The organism is Kangiella sp., assembly GCF_048265365.1.
Classification (GTDB): domain Bacteria; phylum Pseudomonadota; class Gammaproteobacteria; order Enterobacterales; family Kangiellaceae; genus Kangiella.
The window spans coordinates 100837-118456 of record NZ_JBLXBT010000003.1 but is presented as its reverse complement, the minus strand read 5'-3'; the positions used below and the strand labels follow the sequence as shown (position 1 = coordinate 118456).

General features: G+C 54.9%; 20 protein-coding genes. 3 read left to right on the top strand and 17 right to left on the bottom strand.

Annotation, left to right across the window (positions count from 1 at the left end):
* Positions 1-41: 41 nt before the first annotated feature.
* From ACN0VI_RS13510 to mobI, 11 genes are all read right to left on the bottom strand, one after another.
* A complete protein-coding gene (locus ACN0VI_RS13510) occupies positions 42-572 on the bottom strand; it encodes a hypothetical protein (protein WP_413970824.1) in 531 nt (176 codons plus the stop codon).
* Positions 569-1975: an exodeoxyribonuclease VII large subunit gene (gene xseA / locus ACN0VI_RS13505; RefSeq protein WP_417447138.1), complete on the bottom strand. Its 1407-nt coding sequence runs from the start codon at positions 1973-1975 to the stop codon at positions 569-571. Before xseA ends, ACN0VI_RS13510 begins: the two co-directional genes overlap by 4 nt.
* The gene (locus tag ACN0VI_RS13500; RefSeq protein ID WP_230486012.1) at positions 1968-2180 is read right to left on the bottom strand and encodes an exodeoxyribonuclease VII small subunit; all 213 of its coding nucleotides are present in this window, start codon (positions 2178-2180) and stop codon (positions 1968-1970) included. The genes xseA and ACN0VI_RS13500 overlap by 8 nt, the downstream gene beginning before the upstream one ends.
* 172 nt (positions 2181-2352) lie before the next feature.
* The gene (locus ACN0VI_RS13495; protein WP_230486011.1) at positions 2353-2835 is read right to left on the bottom strand and encodes a hypothetical protein; all 483 of its coding nucleotides are present in this window, start codon (positions 2833-2835) and stop codon (positions 2353-2355) included.
* Between the two features lie 242 nt (positions 2836-3077).
* On the bottom strand, positions 3078-3575 hold the full coding sequence (locus ACN0VI_RS13490) for a hypothetical protein (protein WP_417447119.1): 498 nt from the start codon (positions 3573-3575) through the stop codon (positions 3078-3080).
* Between the two features lies 1 nt (position 3576).
* A complete protein-coding gene (locus ACN0VI_RS13485; protein ID WP_019406845.1) occupies positions 3577-4290 on the bottom strand; it encodes a DUF2786 domain-containing protein in 714 nt (237 codons plus the stop codon).
* Between the two features lie 87 nt (positions 4291-4377).
* The gene (locus ACN0VI_RS13480; RefSeq protein WP_181087014.1) at positions 4378-4842 is read right to left on the bottom strand and encodes a hypothetical protein; all 465 of its coding nucleotides are present in this window, start codon (positions 4840-4842) and stop codon (positions 4378-4380) included.
* Positions 4842-5390: a hypothetical protein gene (locus tag ACN0VI_RS13475; protein WP_417447118.1), complete on the bottom strand. Its 549-nt coding sequence runs from the start codon at positions 5388-5390 to the stop codon at positions 4842-4844. The genes ACN0VI_RS13480 and ACN0VI_RS13475 overlap by 1 nt, the downstream gene beginning before the upstream one ends.
* A 77-nt stretch (positions 5391-5467) precedes the next feature.
* Complete coding sequence (locus ACN0VI_RS13470; protein WP_019406843.1) at positions 5468-5818, bottom strand: hypothetical protein; 351 nt, start codon at positions 5816-5818, stop codon at positions 5468-5470.
* 10 nt (positions 5819-5828) lie between these two features.
* A complete protein-coding gene (locus ACN0VI_RS13465) occupies positions 5829-5996 on the bottom strand; it encodes a hypothetical protein (RefSeq protein WP_417447117.1) in 168 nt (55 codons plus the stop codon).
* Between the two features lie 818 nt (positions 5997-6814).
* Complete coding sequence (gene mobI / locus ACN0VI_RS13460; protein WP_044316134.1) at positions 6815-7381, bottom strand: conjugative transfer protein MobI(A/C); 567 nt, start codon at positions 7379-7381, stop codon at positions 6815-6817.
* Between the two features lie 278 nt (positions 7382-7659).
* Here mobI and ACN0VI_RS13455 point away from each other — a divergent pair, with 278 nt between their 5' ends.
* Complete coding sequence (locus ACN0VI_RS13455; protein WP_181086894.1) at positions 7660-8640, top strand: ParM/StbA family protein; 981 nt, start codon at positions 7660-7662, stop codon at positions 8638-8640.
* Between the two features lie 177 nt (positions 8641-8817).
* Here ACN0VI_RS13455 and ACN0VI_RS13450 read toward each other — a convergent pair whose 3' ends face one another.
* Positions 8818-8976 (bottom strand): hypothetical protein, encoded by a 159-nt coding sequence (locus tag ACN0VI_RS13450; protein ID WP_417447116.1) that lies wholly within the window; start codon positions 8974-8976, stop codon positions 8818-8820.
* A gap of 29 nt (positions 8977-9005) precedes the next feature.
* On the opposite strand from ACN0VI_RS13450, the gene ACN0VI_RS13445 reads away from it, so the two are divergent.
* Positions 9006-9497 (top strand): transglycosylase SLT domain-containing protein, encoded by a 492-nt coding sequence (locus ACN0VI_RS13445; RefSeq protein WP_417447115.1) that lies wholly within the window; start codon positions 9006-9008, stop codon positions 9495-9497.
* 3 nt (positions 9498-9500) lie between these two features.
* Positions 9501-10538 carry a hypothetical protein gene (locus ACN0VI_RS13440; RefSeq protein WP_417447114.1) on the top strand — a complete coding sequence of 346 codons (1038 nt, stop codon included), beginning with the start codon at positions 9501-9503 and terminating at the stop codon, positions 10536-10538.
* A gap of 393 nt (positions 10539-10931) precedes the next feature.
* Here the strand turns inward: ACN0VI_RS13440 and ACN0VI_RS13435 are convergent, their stop codons facing one another.
* The 5 genes from ACN0VI_RS13435 to ACN0VI_RS13415 all read right to left on the bottom strand — a co-directional run bounded on the left by ACN0VI_RS13435 (position 10932) and on the right by ACN0VI_RS13415 (position 17612).
* Entirely contained in the window at positions 10932-11087 is a 156-nt protein-coding gene (locus tag ACN0VI_RS13435; RefSeq protein ID WP_417447113.1) for a hypothetical protein, read from the bottom strand.
* Positions 11088-11133: 46 nt separating this feature from the next.
* The gene (locus tag ACN0VI_RS13430; protein ID WP_417447112.1) at positions 11134-13959 is read right to left on the bottom strand and encodes a conjugal transfer protein TraG N-terminal domain-containing protein; all 2826 of its coding nucleotides are present in this window, start codon (positions 13957-13959) and stop codon (positions 11134-11136) included.
* A 3-nt stretch (positions 13960-13962) separates the two neighbouring features.
* Entirely contained in the window at positions 13963-15282 is a 1320-nt protein-coding gene (locus tag ACN0VI_RS13425) for a conjugal transfer protein TraH (protein WP_268993846.1), read from the bottom strand.
* 86 nt (positions 15283-15368) lie between these two features.
* Positions 15369-16421 (bottom strand): conjugal transfer protein TraF, encoded by a 1053-nt coding sequence (gene traF / locus ACN0VI_RS13420; RefSeq protein WP_181086889.1) that lies wholly within the window; start codon positions 16419-16421, stop codon positions 15369-15371.
* 72 nt (positions 16422-16493) lie between these two features.
* The gene (locus ACN0VI_RS13415; protein WP_181086888.1) at positions 16494-17612 is read right to left on the bottom strand and encodes a DUF7146 domain-containing protein; all 1119 of its coding nucleotides are present in this window, start codon (positions 17610-17612) and stop codon (positions 16494-16496) included.
* Positions 17613-17620 lie beyond the last annotated feature (8 nt).

Genomic DNA, 17620 nt, shown 5'->3' with positions numbered 1-17620 from the left:
CATCGCCTGGCTGGCACCCTGCAGACTCATGCGGGGTGCTTCTACCCGTTGGCGCCGCAGAGCGCCATGTCTGCAGGCTCAGCCGACACCGCGCCGCGCGACGCCCGAACCGTTGGCTCGACAAACTCGGCATTCAGCAGATCGGCTAGCGCGTCTGCCTCGATTTCGCTCAGGAGAAGTGGCTGAGGCAGGACAAGCACATCCGCCGATGGCCTCAGTTGAATCCAACTGCGCTGACGGTTGATCAGGTGGTCAACGACTTCGTTGACCACCAGCTGCATGCTCTCCCGGTTCTTGAAGAGATGTGCGTCGCCGGAGAACGGGATGTGCAGCTCTACCCCATCGACTGCCAGCAAGTTGGGGCGGATCTCGACGCGGACAGGCTTTGCTTTCACCTTGCGGGTCAGCCATTCGTTTAGCGCGCTCAGCCCGGCAAGCGAGAAACCCGTCACCCCAACGCCGACGAAAAATTCCAGCAAGTAGGGCGGTACCTCGGGTAGGTTCACCAATCCGACAATAGGCAAGAGGGGCATCAGGCCGGCACTGAGAAAGAGCTTGGTCTGAGGGTTCATGTCGTCTGTGCTCCATTGGTTGATTCAGTGACTGTTGCGCTCAGGTGGCCATCTGCAAAGGCCAGATCCAGCCGGCCGGCTGCCCGTGCCTGCTGTGCACTGGTAACGATTTCCCCACCAGGGGAACGGATCAGGGCAAAGCCCCGGCTCAGCAGTGCGAGCGGGTTGGTCTTGTCGTAGAGGGTGCCCGCCAGCGCCAAACGAGCATTTTCCCGTGCGATCAGGGAGAGCGACTGAGCGGAGGCCCTGGAAGCGCCCAGAAGGGCCTTCTGTCGCTCACTGGCGATCAGACCAAGGGTCAAGCGTGAAAAACGATCCTGCGCAGCCTGCTGCTCGGCCTGCTGCTGGGTAATGAGCCGGGCTCGGCCGCTGTCAAACCGCGACTGACGGTCCAGCAGGTTTCGGTGCTCGGCATGAAGCCGCTCAACCACACGCCGGCTGAAGTAGCCCCATGCACGATCCAGGTACGGCCCCTGCCCGGCCACCAGCCGCTGAATCAGGGCGCTCGCCTGCTCTGCCCGCGCCCGCGCCGCCGATGCCTCGGACATGAGCGCCGTCTTGATGAACCCGATCACCTTGGACGGTGTGTCGAAACGCCGGTGCGCAACCAGATCGAGCACACATTCGTCCACCTCGTGACCGATGCCGGTGAACACGGGCACCGGCAGCCGACATACCCACGCCGCGAGGTTCGCATCGTTGAGCCAGGCCAGATCGCTCTTCGCGCCGCCTCCGCGAATGATTGCGACCGCATCGAAGCCCTGAGCCTGGTGACGCTCATGAACCTGCCGCAGCGCATCGCGAATGCTCTCGGAGCAATCCTTGCCCTGGAAGGTCGCTGCGAAATATTCAAACTGACACACGCCGGCGCCGGCCAACTGCTCGGCGTCGCGCTTGAAGTCGGCCAGCCCCGCAGCCTCGTGCGGCGCTACAACCGCCACGCGCCAATATCCACTCGGCGCCGGCAGCCCGCGCTGCAGATCCAGCCAGCCCCGCTCACGTAGAGAGGAAATTATCTTCTGCAGTTTTGCCTGCATGTCGCCCAGGGTGTAGCTGGGGTCAATGCCGGTCACCATGAGGCTGAAGCCAAACTGAGGGGAGAAATCCGCCCTGACTTTGAGCAGTACGTTCATGCCCGCCTGCGGCAAGCCCCCGGTCGCCTCTTGCCATTGCTGCAGCACCTTGCCGGCGACATTGGCGAACATCGTGCACCGTGCCTTGGCCACCTCGGTACCGTCTCGCGATTCGAGGATATCCATGTAGCAATGCCCATTGGGGCGACGCTTGAAGTCGCTCAGCTCGGCGACAACCCAGCAGCTGTCGGGCATCGCAGCGCGAAACGCCTTCTGGATCTGGGTCAGGTAGGCACTCAGGCTCAGGTGGCCCTCGCCCTCATCAGCCACGCTCAATGCCCCGCTCCCCTTCGGTACCCAGTGTTGCCTGCACAACCTGCTCGATGCGCGACAGCCGGTCTGCGCAGAATGCACGGGCCTTAGCGAACTCCTGAGCTAGTGACTCCAGCTCGTCAATGCTGACCTCGTTGCGCTCCAGGCGCTTTACGGTCTGCTCGATGAACTGAATGTTGGATTCGTAGGTGTCTCGGGCCATGGGGGATTCCTGTGACTGTGCCGGGCTTTGTTTGAGCATTATCGCAGCGGACACGAATCTCCCAAGTTCGGTGCGACAAGTCACCTACGGCGTTGCAGGGTTCTAGTAGCTTTTCTCTGGCTATCGTTCAGGCATCCCTCTTTGGCTCGGCCTCACGAAAGCCCCGCAGCGCTTAAATTATTTCAGGAAACTCAGGCATCGCCTCTGGGGCAGCGTGAATAGCGATCCAGCCTTTGCCCGCCTGCTTTCTCAAGGACGCTGTGCACCCCACAACTTGTTCAGGTGCCAGTCGATCCAAATCCTTGGAACGGATGTAGGCCAGCGGCTTAGGCTCGACTGATAGCGCCTCATAGGCCATGCGCATTTGATGATGAAAGACTGAACCTGAGGCAATGGTGCAATCTTCGTTGTTGTCGAGATAGCTGACAATTTGCCTCAAATCCCACAGCCACCGAGTCCGCTTGTGGGCTTCAGTTTCCATTGGAGAGTCGCTGCCTTGAATGCATTCGTCGGCCTGCTGGGACAGAGCCTGCTTGATGGCTAGAAAGGTGTCTGCAAACTTCTCGCCGCGAGACTGCAGCCAGGCGCTGGCAACTGCCGGCATCGCATCCTGGAGCAACTGGCGTAGCTGCTGGTTTTGTTCTTCGTGGGTCATGCTCTTTGCCATATCTTGTCGTGCTGGCCGAGATACCTTACGGCACTGACACAGAGGTATTCACCAGTCTATCGGTGAGGTGGACGAACCCAAGCTCGGTGCGCTGGCTAATTTTTGTTCATGACTTTCAGGGCTGATTGCTCAAGCGGTACCGGAAGTTGTCCACAGGGTTGCCCACGGATTCAGGGGATAAATTGCAGGCAGATAAAATCCCGCTCAGGGCGGGCCTGTTTCTTGGATCATCAGCGCACGGGGCGAATCGCTCCAGATGTCAGAGGGCCGGTACCCGAAAATTCATAGCCAGGCTTGTGTCCGAAGAAGTCTTCGTACTCGGCGCCCTGCAAGTCCCGCGTCTCGCCCTTCAGCACGCTCACCCAGAGGGAATGATCGTCGTCGATGTGGATGAAGCTCGCCGGGCCGTAGCCGTTCTGCTCCAGCCAGTCTGTCAGCTGCACGAACCGAGCCGGCGCGTAGTTCACCTGCCCTGCTCCCTTGCTGCTCGCCTCGCACACTGGCTCGGGCTGCAGGGTGTTGTGGAAGCGGATCTGGCCTTCGCACACGATGATGTTTGCCAGTACCGGCGTGGGAGCCGCTGCCCATTGCCGGTGACCGATCCTGATATCCAGGTAGTCATCATCGGCAGCGTATGCATCCGGCAGCGTCGCCCTGCTGCATCCGCTCAAAGCGCCCGCAAGTATCAGAGGCACGACGAGCGCGTTCGTAAATCTCAGCCGTTTCATTTCAACCTCCGTTGGCCTGTTGTGCGATCTGGGCCACCTGGTCATGACCCATCGGGGTGTGCAGCGAAACCCCGGCTCCGTCCTCAAGTCCCTGCTGGTAGGCCCCGTATTCCTGCGGGCTCACTTTGCGGCGCTTCATCTTGCCCACCGGAACATCCGGGTGGTGTTTGCTCATGTAGGCACTGATCGCCCGCTCCACCTCTTCGGACACTCCGGCGAACTCCTCTACCCGGCGTGCTACCGAGGTGATCCACGACTCGGCGTACAGGTCACCGGCGCGGCGCTTGTTCGATGGGCTCGCGAACTGCAATCCAGAAAGATAATTCCTGCGTGAATCGGTCAGCTGTCGAGCCAGCACTTCGTAGGCGTAAGCCGCCATCTCGGCCGTGCCGGTATCACCGATGAAGGTCAGTGTCTGCCCGGATCGACCGTAACCGTACAGATTGATGCAGCCAAAGGCCTTCGCCACTGTCGCCGCGAGCATTCGCACCCAGCGCGCCGGCATGCTCTTGCCCTTGCCCACTTTCAGGGTGAATTCTTCTGCCCGAGATGCATGTACATCGCCAAGCTCAAACTTGAACTTGTCCATCAGCTTTTGCGCTTGGCGCATTGCCGCATCAGCTTCGTGCGCATTGCTCGACTTGGCCAGCGCAAAACACTTCTTGATCTTGTCCAGGGCGCGTTTGCGCTTCTCTGGATCGAGTTCGCTCGACATCTCTACAGCCTCCGCTTCGCGACACATGTTCGCAATCTAAGTACGCGCGTTCAGTGAAGCGCGGCTGTGAGATATCCCAAGCCCGCATCAGCCATGCCGATTACGAAGTTCCTCAAGGCCAAAAACCATATCTGCCAGCTCTGCAGGACCTGCGCTACGTGTCGAGCGGAAATATTCAGCACGGATTCCGGGCCGTCCTTCGAGCAGAAGTAAAACCGTCTCGCGCTCTACATCGCTCGCAATTCGCAATTGCTCGATCATGCTCACATACGCTTCGCGACACGCAAGCAGGAACTCGCCGCATCGGTCCTTGCGAGTTAGGCCCATGCATCCTGAATGAACTGCAAGCACTGTGTTGATTGAGCGAACAACGAGCGGAATCAGCTTGGAGCAGCGCTGAAAGCAGAACATAGCTTCGACCAGGTTCGCACCAGCCGGGTAATCGCCCTCCAGTTGAGACAGTTGCTGCCAGAAGCGGTCACTATTTGCAGGTAGCTCAAAACTTGAGAGATTCATTTTCTTTTGGTTTCTGCTGCCCTCGATCATCTTCATCAGGCCTTCGAATCGAATAGCTGGACTTCAGAAATGGCATTACGAGCATCATTTACTTGCGCTGCTATTACCGCCGCTTGCTCTTGGTCCAACCACTTCCTGATGCGTCCTGCGGAGAGACGGCCATTATTGCTGTCAGCTCTTAGTGCTTCGTGATCTTCACGATTCAGCGGTTGATAGCGATTAAAGGCATTGCGCAGAAGGTCGCCCCATGTTGGGCCTTGGAACCATCCCTTACTGTTGCATGTTTTAACGCACCAGTTTTCTATAGGCGCAGTGAAATTCGATAAATAGATCCCAGCCAATATATAACAGAACAATATCAATAGTTTAATGCCGTTCACCCATGAGGGGAGTCCCCATTGCTCGACGTTCAGAGTGATCACAAGGAAAAGCACTAGGATATAAATTCCACCGACGACGATTGATGCTTTGGAACGTATGGCCTCTTCGCGTGGACCGTTCGTGGTGGAATCATTAATCTCCCACAGATACTTTCGCATCTCGGATAGCTGCTTGCTCCGCTCGTTGGTGCTCACTTCATTCATCACCGCATCCCCAAGAAAATATGTACTGTCCTTCCATGTCCCGCATACAGCGTGCATATCCGCTACGCGACACAGTGTTAAAGCCGCTGCTGCTCGAACGTCACTCGATTCATCAGGCAATACTCGACCGGGTAGCCGTTGACGTACTGCTGAGGCGATAACCCGCTGCCAATGTAATGGCAGGTTCCAACCATGAACTTCAAACCGCCAGAGGGGTATTTCTGGCTGAGCAGCACTGCCTGATCTCCTTGGATTGCGAAGCCGGTAATGTCCCCCCAGTTAAAGCTCACACCCCCACACTCCAGCCCGGTGTCAGTTACCTCCAGGATCTGCTGTACCACCCCTGACTCAGGCGCCTGAGCGAAGAACCTCCCGTTCGGAAGGATCGGTGGCCAGAACTCGCCAGCCCTTATCTCTTTGAATTCCAATCGGCCTCCCTCACTTTCCTAGCAGCCACACCAAAGCCGTCAGCGCATACCGATACACGCGGGCCAACACGACCACACCCGTGAGCGGCGTCAGCACCATGCCAGCTGCCAGCACAAACCCATGGAGCGAATCGGTCCAAGGTCCGAAGCTCGGCAGCAGCGAAATCTCAACTCCCATCGTTGCCCCCTGGATGATCACCAAGCAGGCGGGCATGCAGCGCTCGCACCTTGGCGATGTCGCCTCTCAGTTCGGCCAGCAGATCGCACCAGATCTTCCTGGTACCGACCGCTACCCCGACACCTGCCCCCAGAGCGAAAACGCTCCCTACCAATAGCTCCAGCACCATCAAAAAACACCCGCCTCAGTCACTCCCGGTGGTACCATCTTCACACCCCTCGCGGCAGTCCCAACTGCCCACTGCCTCCCTGGCATCGGCTACATCCGCTACGCGACACAGAACCCCAACTTTTTTCAAAAATCTCATCTCGTATTAGATTTATACGGAACGAGGTCCCTTTTTTTTTCGTTGTTTAGAACGGGCGAATGTTAGAACGCGAAGCTTAGAACGGGGCTCAAACCCGCATGGTTGCTGGGTTTCGCCCGTTCTAAGCTTCGTGAAAACCGCGTCGCGTTCTAAGCTTCGCGTCGCAGCGTTCTAAACAACCCGTTCTAACACTCGCCGGGAACCTTAGAACGGGGCTCAAACCCGCATGGTTGCTGGGTTTAGCCCGTTCTAAGCTTCGTGAAAATCCCGTCGCGTTCTAAGCTTCGCGCCGCAGCGTTCTAATCAACCCGTTCTAACACTCGGCTTGAAGCTTAGAACGGGGCTCAAACCCGCATGGTTGCTGGGTTCGGCCCGTTCTAAGGTTCGTAAAAACCGTGCCGCGTTCTAAGCTTCGTGTCGCAGCGTTCTAAACAACCCGTTCTAACACTCGCCGGGAAGCTTAGAACGGGGCTCAAACCCGCATGGTTACTGGGTTCGGCCCGTTCTAAGGCTACTCAGGTAGGCTCTGAGGCGGTGCATCGGAATAAATCGCATTGCGTAGCAACCTGGATGCATCGAGGGAGGCATTGCACTGGCCGAGTATCTTGTTTGTCCTGGCGGCGTGATAGTCCAAAGACCGCCGCAGGGATCTGTTCTCCTGACCGGCTTTGCGCAGATCCGCCAGCAACCTTTCGTAAAGCAGAGCGACCTCGCGAAGCTCCCGTGGCAGCGAATTGAAGGTGCTCGCCTTATAGGAAAAACCTTCCCCCTTGGGCAGATCTACCGTTAGGACCTCTCCGGCCACTGCCTTCGACTTTGCTCGCAGTTTCTGAACAGCGACACCTGACATCTTTGTGTCCTTGACCATCACCTTCTTGGCCCAGGTTGCGGTCCAGCAGCCGGGAGTCTTGATGCGAACGGAGATGAGCATGTGGGTATGCAGCTTGCGGTCGTGGATCTGCTCAATCAGTGAGTTGGCGTGGGCCAGATAGGCTTCGGCGACGCTCAAAGCCATGTCGTATAGGGCCTGATATTGCTCATCCAGCGGGTGATCGATGCGCAGCTTCTTGGGACTCATGCCAGGTACCGTAAAATTTTCGGAAGCATGGCAGACCACTGAGCGGTTAGGCGGGCTAAACCTACAAGATTCTTGTACCTTTAGCCCGCACAGGCGGGTTTTTAGTCTCGATAATCTCTCTCCGTGGCCAATCGGCAGCCATGCCGGCAACGCTCTGTCGCTTCGACCCTTCGCAAGCGACAAATTAGTGACCTTGTTGCCATTAAGGCTCCGCTACGGCATCGCCAAGCACATAACTTCGCCCCAACGCATAGCGGGCACTACCTCTGGAGAGAGTCATGAGTACCTTCTTGGGCCTGGATATCGGTTACAGCAACACAATTGGCACCTTCGGTGACGGCGTAGGGCAACCGGAATCCTTCGTAAGGCCGTCCCAGGCTGCACCGCTGGCCTCTATCCCCGGCGATTCAGGTCTGCGAGCCGGCGAGGTACTGGTTGATGTTAATGGCGAGCCATGGGTTGCATTCGCTGCCCCTGGAAGGGTCCAGGAAGGTCGGGAGCTGCACGAGGATTACACCAGCTCGGAGGCCTATCAGGCCCTATTTAAAGCATCTCTGCTACATGCAGCAGGTAGTGGAGATGTAATCGACGTGCTTGTAACTGGATTGCCGGTCACTCAAGCACGAGATGAGAGCTATGTTAAAGCGCTCGTTGAAACAATGACTGGTACTCACCGCATCAGTTCAAAACGCGAAGTCACAGTCAAATCCGTCGTAGTTGTTGCACAGCCAATCGGCACCCTTACCGATATTTATTGCACATCAGATAGTGCGGATGTTGTAGAGGAGTCTGTTTCGCTCGTTCTTGATCCCGGATTCTTCAGTGTGGATTGGGTTCTGTTCGATCACCGTGAACTGGTTGCGCAGTCAAGCTCTAGTAGCGTTAAAGCAATGAGCGTTCTACTTCAGGCTTGCAACGAAGAGATTGGCTTGGAACAGGGTGGCATTCCGGGTGTTGAAAAGATCGAGCATGCGCTACAGTCCGGCCGGTCTTACATCCTGATGTTCGGCCGCAAGGTTGAGTTGGACGTTTATTTAAAGCGCGCAGCTGATCGTGTTATTCCTGCGGTATTAGGTGAAATCAAACAATCTCTTCGTTTTCTTCGTGGTCGCGCAATCGACTGCGTGATTTTGGGAGGCGGTGGCGCCTCGATTTACGAAGAATATGCTCGCTCTGAGTTTCCCGAATCTCTGGTAATTAAGCCTGCCAATAGTGTCAAAAGCAACGCGAACGGCTTCTACATTATCGCCATGTCTTGAGACGCCTTTCAGAAGATAAATGAGGTCTGCTATGCGTTTTCAGGTGAGGGTTGGCGAGCAATATTCGGAACTGCTCGCGCATTTGGAGTCGTTAAAACCAGAGTTGCGAGGGAAACGGCTTCTCGCTTTGGCCGCAATGCAATTAGCTCGAAGTGAAGCATCCGCTCCGTTTAAAGGTCACATTTCCGAGCCGTCCATTGCAGCTGAAACGTGTGCGGAAGTAACTGATGGCGTAGCCCCCGTTGCGCCAGCTAAACGAGCACCAGATTGGATCACGAGAACAGCAAATGGCTCCGCATAGAATTTTGCTAATGCCACTTCTTCTGATTGTGGCACTCGCAAGCCCTACAGTATGGGCGTTCACTTTGAAGGGAACTGTCTGGGAACGGGTTTCCAATGCGAGTTCTTGCAAAGCACCACCACTACTCTTGTACTCGCTCGCGATTCAGGAGTCACGGCATCCGGCAGGGAGGGGGTTAATTACTCCCCATCCGTTCGCATTACGCAATGCAATCAGCGGTTCAAAATATCCAGATAGTCAGGCCGAAGCCGCACAGCTTCTACAGCGCTACATTCAGGAAGATCCGCTTACAGATGTCGGCATGATGCAGATTAATCTTCGGTGGAACGGTGCGCGCGTAAAGTCGCCTGAGATGCTGCTTGATCCAGAAACGAATATCGCGGTGGCTGCCCAGATCCTTTGCGAGTCTCTTTCTGTTAAGCGAAACGACATCGAGCTAGGCATCGGTGGGTACCACACAATGAATCCAGAACGTGAAGCAGACGCTCGTGCATACGCCAGGAATGTCCTGATGATCTGGCGCTCACTTCAAGCTTTAGAGAAATCGGGGAGCTAAGGAATGTACTCACTCAACAGTGCGCTGATTCAGATGACAATGCGCCGCATGATCCTGGCAGGTCCACAGGGCTTCCCGGATGTACTCCAGGAACAGCGGATCAGTTCAAGGGATGTGATGTGGCTGCACCTGCTCAACCGGAGAAAACTGGAGGCTTTGGACCGGCTTCCGATCTCTCTCTTTAGGATCTCCTATGACAGGTTGGATGTTGGGCGTGGAGGGCTGGATGATGACCTTTTTGAGCGCACATGCATCCGGTTGACCATGGTCACTGAAACCATCAATTTCGCGATCACTAACAAGACGAACCCACTGATCAGCATCGGGTTCGACAATGAAGGCTTCGACCGTTTCCGGCATGAACCTTTTCTGCGACGGCTCATGATGATTCAGAAAGGAGGCTTCAAGGTTGGCCTTCGGTGCGACCTCGCCTCCCTGGAGTTGAAGCCTGACAACCCTGAGGCGCAGTTGAGTGATTGCCTGCGCATTATCCTCGGCGAGCTGAAGCACCAGCGCGCTAATGGAGGTAAGCGTATGGGCCGCGTGCGGGATTGGAACGCGGAGCTAACCAGTGGTGATGTCGTCGCAGAAAGGCTGCTGAAGGATGGTGTGACCCCCAAACTCGTTACCGCCCACGTTGGCTTGCCTGAGCGCGTTAACAGCCTTCATCGTAAGTTGCGCCGTGAGAATCGTGTTGGCCCGAAGGGAGGCGGTCGAATCGGCAGTCATTCGAGCAGTATCGAGAGAATGCCTCGCCACGCTCTGCTCTTCATGAGCATCTACCTGCTGCTGGCCAAGAACCCCGAGACTCGTATCAATGCGCTGGCCTTTTCGCTCGCGCTCAATGAGTACCGCCTGATCTGGTCGTACCTGAATTTCTCTGAGGCCGATACTCTCGACGCATCTGAATGCTGGCTTCTTGCGTCGGGTTATCGCTCTCAGGAGGTTGCCGTTGTCGAATGCTCTTCCTGCCGTCAGATCAAAATCCAAGATAGGCGAAAGGCGAGCACCTGCCATTGGTGCAACACGATAAAGGCTTGATTACTCACAGTCAGGCTGCATGTAGCTATCCGACCAGGCAATGCCTGGCGTTTTCGTTGGGCTCCCTACCAGGGAGAGCTATGGCCATTATTGACGCGATTTCCGATCAGCATTTGGGTTCCTGAGATACCGAGCGATGATGTAGTCATGACAAGGTTGAAGTGGAGAGAGGTGGCTATGCCGAGCCATGATTCAGTGAAATGCCAGTGCTGCGGAAAGATGATGGTGCCGAAGACAATCTTTAGTCGCGGCTTCTACGGCGGCTGGGGATGGTGGTTTGGTGGTGGTCGCCCCGTATCGAGCTGCTGCCCGTTCTGCCTGTCCGAAAGGTGGGATGGGAGTACGCCTGACGTCCGGGAAGCGGTCTGGTATCAGGCTTTAGGGGTCGTTCTCTCATTCTTGTTTACCTTTATGGTTCTCGTTTGCCTCATCTTTGGCATCGGACTGTTTGAAGCGGTTTTTGGTGTCAGGTCCTCGTGGCTTCCTGACCTGATCGCGGTTGTCTGTGCTATATATGCCGGACGTTGCTTCTATAAATGGTTCACACATATTCCTGCACAGAGGTAAACAAAAAGCCCGCATCGCGGGCTTTTTTTTAGTCTATGCTCGTTGGGCTTCGTGGCTTACTTGATTCCCGATATTTCTCGCCAGCTTCTTGTAGCTCTCTGTAAGTTGTCTGAGCCGCATTTTTTATGCCCTGCCCCGCATTTGAGAAATTCTGAGGCATCTCGCTGAGTTGACGTGTAAGCGGCTCAGGATTGCTCATGAACGTATCCACAACGGGAGGCTGATCCGTTGGCTGATTATTCAGACCTGTTTGATAGTGCTCCTGAACAACTGCTGCATTTGCGTCATCCTTAACGTCAATGACATCTCTACCATCGGCTTTCGTAGAATGATAGCCACTGGTATTCATGTCATTCATTTCCAGGAATGAGCCAGCTGCTCCTCTACGAGCATTCTCGAAGCGATCACCCATACCAGTGGTATCAGGCGCTGTACCTTTCAGGCCTGCCAGTTCGTTTGCATTCCCAGAGTCAACCTTGAAGTCGAACGGAGAATACTGCGAGTTTACAAGCTCGCCCAACCTTCCTGTTTGCTGCATATGAAGCATAGAGGCCGCTATGATTCTTTCATCATTATCCGTTGTAGCTTGTTGCACGCTAGCAGAATTCATCAAATTGCGAATACTTGCGTAGTCCTGTTCATTCTGTCCTGCAAGTTCTCGTATGCCCAGTGCGGCCGCGTGTTTTGTAAGGCCGCTATTTGCAATTGCCTTACCCGCAGCCTGGCCTATGTCGAGGTCTTGCTGGCTTCTCCAGCCTTGGCTAGACGCCTTGGTATCTGTATATGTAGCTTGTGCCGATTTCGCCTCCGTGAGCGTTTTGCCGATAGTATCGCTATTAGATACCTGCTCCATGGCTTGGTTGTTTTGAGTAAATGCCTCAGCTGCGGCAAAGGTAGCTGTGTCGCTCCGATTGGAGTCTACAACCTGCTGAAGCTGAAGAACGCCCTCTTTCGTTAATTGCTGCTGCTCAGAACTCATTTGCTGAAACTTTGCAGACTGTTCCAGCTTTCCGCCAGCCAGACCCATTGGAAGGGAAGCGCCCAGATGGCCAGATGCTGAGCCAGCTTTAATTTCGTCTTGGCTCCATCCCGCTGAGGAAAGTTTCCTTACAGCATCATTGTAATTTGTGCTTTCACCGAGCTTTAGATTCGTTTGCAGCTGATCGCCAATTTGCGCAAGCTGTTGTCTTCCCGCAGATGTTGAAGAGAGCTGCGATGCTCCACTTTGAAGAGTCTCTTGAAGGGTGGATATTTTTTGTTGCGCGTTTGCGTGGCTGCTTTGAACAGTTGCATCAGCTCCTGCAGCCACAGACAACTTAGGTGCTGTTGCTCGCGCGCCCGTGACGCTTGCACCTGTAGTCATCTGATCAGACGTGTAGCTGGCCGATGTGTCCATAATCGGGGCCTGATCCTTAGTACGAGGCATTACATCTTCCGTGCGGAACTTATCGCCCTGAGTCATCTGTCCCATGATGCTATTTGCAACCATGGCTGAACCGGAGACGATGAAGAGCGCGAGCGGCGGTACCGATGCTGCGAGCATGCCTCCGACGCCTAGAGCTTTAGAAATGGCATGATCTATATCGAGCAACTGAAGCATTGCAAAGCTTTGCGAGGTTGCATCGTACCCGTCAAAGATTGCTTGCATCTCCGCGCCGGCATACCAGAGGGTAAAGGCGTTAACGATGCTCAGTAAGGGCATCCAGAGGGCGACTGCCAAGGGGAGCACCATGTACTTGCCAAGTATGGACATACCCTTGTCGCCGAGTACCAGGGCGAATGCCATGAATGGGGTCATCGCATACAGTAGACCTTCAAAGAAGGCGATCATGGGACGCATATAGTGCTTGAAGGTGTCGCCCTTCCCGGCCCACTGGATCTCTTGATGGTTAAGCGATTCCCGTAGTGCCAGGGCGGCATTCTGTTCCTGCCAGTGGTTCAACGCATTGACACGGGCGTCACCGAAGATTGGTTGGATCAGCGACATCTCGGTGTAGCCCTGGGCGCTCTTGGCGCTCATGGCAAAGCTCTGGATGGACTGGTCAATTTGAGCCTGCAGTTCAAATTGCGTAGTAACCTTGCCTGCTGCTTTCTCAGCTGCAAACCCTTTATCCAGAATTTCACCCATCACATCCATCATCGCCTCTCGAATGGCAGCATTGAGGCGAGGCTGGATATTTGTGCATGAGTCCAGACGCCCATTAGGCTGTCCGTCATATATGTACGCTGACTGAGATATAAGCGGCGCAGCAAGAACGGATTCAAGTCCGGCACCACGATAAAGCTCGTCGATAGTTGTATAGTTCCTAAGGTTGATCGGGTTAAGCGTACAGAACGTCAGATATTCGTTTACGCTTTTCGGAAGATCCCATCCACCGTTTCTGCGGTAGTTAACAAATGAGTCAAGTGCTAGTGGATTTCTAAGCACGTCGCGCACTTTGGCCAGTGTATTCAAACTGCTAAACAAACCATAGTTTGTCATAGATGGAGTTGAAAAAGCCTGCTCTGAGGTCTTTGTAATATTGTAGGCCACAGTCGAAATAACGGAGCCAATGAAGGTTGGTCCGATAGGAAGGTTGTCTACGATGCGCACTTGGTTCGTCGTTGTATCTTCAATAACGGCTGTAGTTGTTGGGCCATATAGCAGCAGGTACACCACGAACAGCATACCCGCCTTATGGAATGAAATGCCTTGGCCGTTCCATATTGCTTGGAAACTGAGCAGCACCAAACCAATTAGAAAGCCGATGCGCGCCAGATCCTCACTGAATCCAGAGCCTGTAATCATGGCACTTGCGTTCAGGATTATCTCAAGGAACTCGCCGCTGCCAGTCGTATAAATGTTCATGGACATAAATTAGCTCCCTGCCCCCTGGTTCTGACGACCTTGAACTGTTTTGCCATTATCATTGTTCTCAGCCAATTGCAGAATCTCAGAAGCTCGCTTATCTGCATCACGGAAATTGGTTCCGTTCATGAGTTCTTTTGTCCACTCGCTTGTGACTCGTTGCCGAGCGGCACGCAAATCCTCTTTTATTTTTTCCGCTTCAGCGAAGTCAACGCCAGTTAGTCCCGCGTGCGCAGCGTCAATCAGCTCCATAATTGCTGCATATGCAGCGTTGATGGCGATTACATGTGCAAATTCTTCAAAGTAGATATAGCCCTCAGCTGCTCCAGCTTTCTGAATAACACGCATAAGATTGTGGCCAACAGCGCTGGACATGAAATACTGAACTTTTGCGCCATCAGCCTCAGACGCAGTACCGTTCGCCAGCCTGTCGAAAACGCCTGAGGTTCTAACGTCATCGATGATGCGTTGCTTCAAACCTTTGAATGAGCCGAGCGTTCGAACAGATGGGTTCAAACATTGCTCTTTGTCATCGGAATCACAGCTGAGTACCTTTTCGTCCGATCCCTTACTCCCATCCACAAAAAGGGAGATTGATCGGTCTGTGATAGTCGGCTGAATTGGGGACGCAGTTATCTCTTTTCCACCCTTATCATTATCTTTTAGGGTAAGGATATGTGTACCGACAATCGACATGATCAACTCGGCAAACTCGTCGTTGCCGCTAGTGAGGTGTGAAGCGATCCCCATTTTGCGCAAGCCGCACCACATGACGTTGCCAGTGTTGTAACACGGCTTCATCTTCCCTGCGCTTGCAAGCCGCTCTGACGGTGATGTAGCAGTCGCAGTTTTGGATGAAAAGAAGTCAGACGTTACGTTCTCAAGCATTCCAGTGGCAGCCGATTTCAGATCGTTATGTTCGGCAAATGCTTTCCTTCCGGCATCTATGACTCCAGTAGCCAATTGGCATGAATTCGAGAACATCTCGTTTAGGCGCTGGATGTTGTTGCGCAGCCCTCGAATGATGCTTGCAGTTGACGCATCCATATAATCCAGCGCGGCTTCAAATGCATAGCCACTCACGACTCCAGCCGCGTTTGAGGCGATGTTTCTCATCAGCCCGACAAACTCCTCGCCATTGATGAATGAGAAAGAGCCTGTGTAAAGGTTGATGCCGCCGCAGCCGCCTTTTGCAGAGGGCGGCGTGATGCTTATCAGGTTGGAAGTGGTGATGCGATTTCGCAGCACAATACCGCCACCCGATACGACACCCCGCGAAGCGGTCTTGTATGAGCCAGGACCTGTCACGTTAATGAGCTGGCCAAACATGCTGTTGACCTGCTGCTCGATGGTGGCAGAGGCCGTTAGGGGAATGGCGATTCCTACAGCAACGGCAAATGCGAGAGCGTTAATCCTCACTGGTCTTCTCCATTCTGGAAATCGAAAGCACGAACTGCGGCATCGCGCATTGCGTTCACAAAGTCTTCGGGTGATTTGGTCGGATCAGCCGGCGCATCGACGATCTGCTCTGGTGCGATCAAGCCGATCTGCGCCAGCCGAGAGGTGGCGTTCATCTCTTCCTTGGAGATCAACCCAACATCGCTTGCCGCTTGCAGGATGCGATTACTGGCAGCCTCCAGCGAAATCGTGCTGTAGCTGATGATGCGAACATCGTTTGGCGGAACCGCCATTGCGATAGCCGGTGTGGTAATGATCCCCAGGTGTTTCGCCAGGCCTGCGTCATACTGCAGATTCTGATACTCCCCCCCTGGTAGGGGCTCCCCGTCCATGGACACAGGGATGATGGTGAAGCCATATGCGTGCTCCAATCCCTGCAGTGCTGATATAGCCTGTCCGCACAGTGCACAGTCGCGGCCCTTGAAGAAGATCATCAGCGCTGCATCGTTTGCGATGATTTTCAGCAGCTCTTTCTTCTGTACTTCGGCAGCCGAGGCCAGTGCGCTCGATGCGGCGTTCGATGTCGGATATCGAAGATCCTCATCCAGCAATGGCTCGTTTTTGATCGTCTGCATCGACGCCCTGGAGAACCGCTCAGCCTTGTCCATCATCAGGCGCTGGGCGTAGTAGAAGGCCTTGACGTTCACCTCTGATGGATCGTCGATGGCGGCTTCTTTGAGCTTGGGGATCATGATCTGGAGCCAGGCGACGCTACCGACAGGGGGTAACTCCTCAGCTTTCTCGGTCGGCTGCGGAGGCGGTGTTGGAGCAGGCGGCTCCTCTTTCGGTTGCTCAGGTTCGGGCTCGGGCTCGGGCTCTTCATACCAGAACCACCCTCGTTCCTTATCGGCGTAGAACGACGAGCCGGCGATTGCAGGAGTTGACTCGGCTTTCTGCACATCCTTCGCGGAGGTGGCCGCATGGGCACTCGAAAGCATGGTGGCAATGAGCAGAACTGGGAGTTTTGAATAGGCCATCGTGAATGCCGGCAACTGAACAGTGCGGCTCATTATCCTGATGGCAATAGCGGAGAGGTGGTCTAAACCAACCACATTCTGGTCAGTTTGAAAAAGGCACGAGGCCTACCGCATAGCGCGGTGGGCCTCGTGAGTCATGAAGCCGAGCGGTCCGTGTGCAATGAGCACATCGTTCCAATCGACCGATTTTTTACCGTCTGGAATCTCCATGGGTGGCATCTTGATCTGAGCACGGATGCCCATCTCCCACAGCCGAACCTTGAGTGCTTCGGCGGCTTTCCTACCACCCCCACTCCGATCCTTGTCTGCCCAGATGCGGACAGCCTTGGTACCGGCCGGAGGAACGAACTGCTCCATCAGGTATGTGTTGACCATTGGCCAAACCGGGAGTCCCAGTGCTGTTTCAATGGCCAGAGATGTTTCCAACCCTTCAGCAACATCAATCACCTCGCTGGCTCGCGACGTGATGACTGCAGCACCTGGAAGTGTGCGGTCGCTCGGGATAGGGAACATCATTTTGCAGTCGCGCAGTGGTGCCTTCTCGCCTTTCGGTGTTAGGTACAGTCGATTGACGGTTACCCCTTCACCTGCCGGTGATATCAGCAACGTGACGATTGCCGGGTGCTGCTGCAGCTTTCCCTTTTCATCCTTGTAGGTCAGTGCCGGGTGGAAACGAACGGATCGCTCCATTCCTGCACGATCCCAACAAAGAATTGCTCGTGAGCGCAGATACAACCGAGCCGGCTCTGCTGCAGGATCTGTGAGGGGTACAGTGCCCTTCCATATCTTGCGCAGTGACTCTCGAATCCACGCATCACTCGGCCCTTTGTGGACTTTCGCTTGAACAGCAGGCTTAGGGGGAAGCGGCTCGCGGTCACCATCGGCATACCGCCCGTATGGATCTTTTACCCGCAACCGCGCACCCACCTCAGCCAGCGCCTCGCTGAAGGTCCATTTGTTTACCCACATCAGCAGCGCAATGCCATCGGCTTTGACACCACAGGTCTGGCACATGCCTCCACTGTGAGTATCAGCGGTTTTTTTGAACACTCGAAAACCATCTTCCCCGCCATGGACAGGACACGGACCATGCCAGCCCGGCCGTTTCTGGAACGGAAGAAGCTCTGCAGCGAGTGACTGAAAGATGTCGTCCCAGCGCCCTTTTGCGGCGTCGAGCACATCTTGCTTTTCCGGGGCGTAGTTGCCCGAGGATACGTTTGACATGACGACCT

Excerpts from the sequence above, each read along its gene's own strand:
- ACN0VI_RS13435 (WP_417447113.1), bottom strand. The coding sequence starts at position 11,087 with ATGTGTGAACCATTTATAGAAGCAACGTCCGGCATATATAGCACAGAC.
- ACN0VI_RS13480 (WP_181087014.1), bottom strand. The coding sequence starts at position 4,842 with ATGAAGATGATCGAGGGCAGCAGAAACCAAAAGAAAATGAATCTCTCA.
- ACN0VI_RS13465 (WP_417447117.1), bottom strand. The coding sequence starts at position 5,996 with ATGGGAGTTGAGATTTCGCTGCTGCCGAGCTTCGGACCTTGGACCGAT.
- mobI (WP_044316134.1), bottom strand. The coding sequence starts at position 7,381 with ATGAGTCCCAAGAAGCTGCGCATCGATCACCCGCTGGATGAGCAATAT.
- ACN0VI_RS13495 (WP_230486011.1), bottom strand. The coding sequence starts at position 2,835 with ATGACCCACGAAGAACAAAACCAGCAGCTACGCCAGTTGCTCCAGGAT.
- ACN0VI_RS13485 (WP_019406845.1), bottom strand. The coding sequence starts at position 4,290 with ATGTCGAGCGAACTCGATCCAGAGAAGCGCAAACGCGCCCTGGACAAG.
- ACN0VI_RS13430 (WP_417447112.1), bottom strand. The coding sequence starts at position 13,959 with ATGTCCATGAACATTTATACGACTGGCAGCGGCGAGTTCCTTGAGATA.
- ACN0VI_RS13425 (WP_268993846.1), bottom strand. The coding sequence starts at position 15,282 with ATGTTTGGCCAGCTCATTAACGTGACAGGTCCTGGCTCATACAAGACC.
- traF (WP_181086889.1), bottom strand. The coding sequence starts at position 16,421 with ATGAGCCGCACTGTTCAGTTGCCGGCATTCACGATGGCCTATTCAAAA.
- ACN0VI_RS13510 (WP_413970824.1), bottom strand. The coding sequence starts at position 572 with ATGAACCCTCAGACCAAGCTCTTTCTCAGTGCCGGCCTGATGCCCCTC.
- ACN0VI_RS13455 (WP_181086894.1), top strand. The coding sequence starts at position 7,660 with ATGAGTACCTTCTTGGGCCTGGATATCGGTTACAGCAACACAATTGGC.
- ACN0VI_RS13415 (WP_181086888.1), bottom strand. The coding sequence starts at position 17,612 with ATGTCAAACGTATCCTCGGGCAACTACGCCCCGGAAAAGCAAGATGTG.
- ACN0VI_RS13440 (WP_417447114.1), top strand. The coding sequence starts at position 9,501 with ATGTACTCACTCAACAGTGCGCTGATTCAGATGACAATGCGCCGCATG.
- ACN0VI_RS13490 (WP_417447119.1), bottom strand. The coding sequence starts at position 3,575 with ATGAAACGGCTGAGATTTACGAACGCGCTCGTCGTGCCTCTGATACTT.
- ACN0VI_RS13500 (WP_230486012.1), bottom strand. The coding sequence starts at position 2,180 with ATGGCCCGAGACACCTACGAATCCAACATTCAGTTCATCGAGCAGACC.
- ACN0VI_RS13475 (WP_417447118.1), bottom strand. The coding sequence starts at position 5,390 with ATGAATGAAGTGAGCACCAACGAGCGGAGCAAGCAGCTATCCGAGATG.